Source organism: Hydrogenophaga sp. (genome assembly GCF_018780385.1).
In the GTDB taxonomy this organism is placed as follows: Bacteria; Pseudomonadota; Gammaproteobacteria; order Burkholderiales; family Burkholderiaceae_C; genus Hydrogenophaga.
Genome location: NZ_JADMJO010000076.1, coordinates 1 through 1229 on the forward strand (window position 1 = coordinate 1; position 1229 = coordinate 1229).

At 61.5% G+C, this 1229-nt stretch carries 2 protein-coding genes and 1 pseudogene; all 3 read left to right on the plus strand.

The features are described 5' to 3' along the window. Positions 1 to 288: pseudogene (locus IV113_RS19580) on the plus strand (ABC transporter ATP-binding protein); the annotation flags it as partial. 11 nt (positions 289 to 299) lie between these two features. After that, positions 300 to 989, plus strand: a complete 690-nt coding sequence (gene urtE, locus IV113_RS19585) for an urea ABC transporter ATP-binding subunit UrtE (protein WP_291088480.1) — start codon at positions 300 to 302, stop codon at positions 987 to 989. A gap of 37 nt (positions 990 to 1026) precedes the next feature. Beyond that, the coding region (locus tag IV113_RS19590) for an acetamidase/formamidase family protein (protein ID WP_291088482.1) at positions 1027 to 1229 on the plus strand (203 nt) is incomplete at its 3' end.

Here is a 1229-nt window from a genome sequence, read left to right on the forward strand (position 1 = left end):
CAGAAGCAGTGGCTGGAGATCGGCATGCTGCTGATGCAGGAGCCCGAGCTGCTGATGCTGGACGAACCCATCGCCGGCATGAGTGCGCGCGAGCGCGACCTCACCGCCGAACTGCTGCAGCGCATCTGCCAGAACCGCGCCGTGATCGTGATCGAACACGACATGGAGTTCGTCAAAAAGATCGCACACAAGGTCACTGTCATGCACCAGGGAAAGATTCTGGCCGAAGGGCCCATGGATCAAGTCCAAGCGGACCCAAAAGTCATCGACGTGTACCTCGGCCACTGAAGGAAACCACCATGCTGAAAGTCAAGGACCTCGTCGTCGCTTATGGCCAGAGCCAGGCGCTGCACGGCATCTCGTTCGAGACGCGCGAGAACGAATGCGTGGCCATCATGGGCCGCAACGGCATGGGCAAGACCACGCTGTTCAAGAGCCTGATCGGCATCCTGCCGGTGAAGACCGGGCACATCTCCATCGCCGGCCAGGAGGTCTCGCAGATGGAGAGCTTCCAGCGCGTGGCCAAGGGCATTGCCTACGTGCCGCAGGGCCGCATGATCTTCCCCACGCTCACGGTGGAAGAGAACATCCAGACCGGGCTGGAGAACTCGAAGGACAAGACCATTCCCGAAGAGATCTACGCGCTGTTCCCGGTGCTGTGGGACATGCGCCGACGCAAGGGCGGCAACCTCTCGGGCGGCCAGCAGCAGCAGCTGGCGATCGCGCGCGCGCTCGTCACCGACCCCAAGGTGCTGCTGCTCGACGAGCCCACCGAGGGCATCCAGCCTTCGATCATCAAGGACATCGCCAAGGCGCTCAACGAGATCCGCAAGATGCGCAAGATCACCATCGTGGTCTCCGAGCAGGTGCTCTCGTTCGCCATGGACGTCGCCGACCGCCTGTTCGTCATCGAGGGCGGCCGCCTGGTGCACGAGACCGAGCGCAGCGACACCGACTTGCAGCACATCAAGTCCTACCTCTCCGTCTGACTCATTTCATCTGTTCACCCAACAAGGAGCAAGCAACATGGCCGAAACGCTGATCAAAGTCGACCTCACGAAGTCACCGCTGGAAAACGAGAACATCCACAACCGCTGGCACCCCGACATCCCCATGGCCTGCTGGGTCAAGCCCGGCGACGAGTTCATCCTGGAAACCTTCGACTGGACCGGTGGCTTCATCAAGAACAACGACAGCGCCGACGACGTGCGCGACATCGACCTGAGCAC